Annotated in this window: 1 protein-coding gene; it reads right to left on the bottom strand. The window is 45.9% G+C overall.

The features are described from left to right. Nucleotides 1–715, bottom strand: a 715-nt coding sequence (locus tag A3766_RS01040) for a phosphoenolpyruvate carboxylase (protein WP_156508585.1), incomplete at its 3' end; no start/stop codon positions are given. Nucleotides 716–810 lie beyond the last annotated feature (95 nt).

Below are 810 nucleotides of genomic sequence, written 5' to 3'. Positions count from 1 at the left end.
GGGGTAGTTGAATACCAAATTTATCGCTAACCGCTGCATCAAACTCACGTAAGAACTCGGGTAAGGCGGTCCATAAACTGTTCTCTATTACTGCAAAGCCCCACTTTGCTTCGTCGACGGCCGAAGGCCTGACCTGACGAATCTCGTCTGAATGCCACGCTTCACAAACCAAGCGATTCAAACGTTCACAAATACGCTTCTGCTCTAAATCATTAAGATCGGAACGATCCAGCTCAGATAAGCACTCAGTAATGGCTTCATACTTAAGTATCAAGGTTCTACGTGTAACCTCAGTGGGGTGAGCCGTCAATACGAACTCTATATTCATATCTTCAAGCAAGCTTGCCAAGTCTTCTTCTTTGGTACCTGAGGCCTTCAAACGGTCCAGCAGTTGGTCAAAGGTTTCCAAACCGTCTTCTCTATCGGTGCGATTCCGTCTTACCCCATGATACTGCTCAGCAATATTTGCCAGGTTAAGAAACTGGTTAAACGCTCGAGCAACAAATAACATCTCATCGTCCCCCAGGTCCTGAAGCAAACGAACAAGTTCTGGATGCGCATCCCCCGCATCAGCTTCACGATCCTGCTTTGCCGCAGCCCTAATGGCTTCCAACTTCGCCACAAACTCCGAACCAAGGTGTTCTTCAATATTCTGCCCTAACAACTCACCAAGCAAACGGACATTTTCTCGTAAAGAAGGGTGTAATTCTGACATATACCTTTTCCAAATGTGTTTGATTATCAAGGCTAGCAAGCAAGCTGATCACAAGCTCGTGACTACAAGCCAATCCTTATTTGCGCAAAATAGTA

It is taken from the genome of Oleiphilus sp. HI0132, from assembly GCF_001635845.1.
Note: the sequence above shows the minus strand (reverse complement) of the source record. Positions and strands in the feature narration are given on the sequence as shown.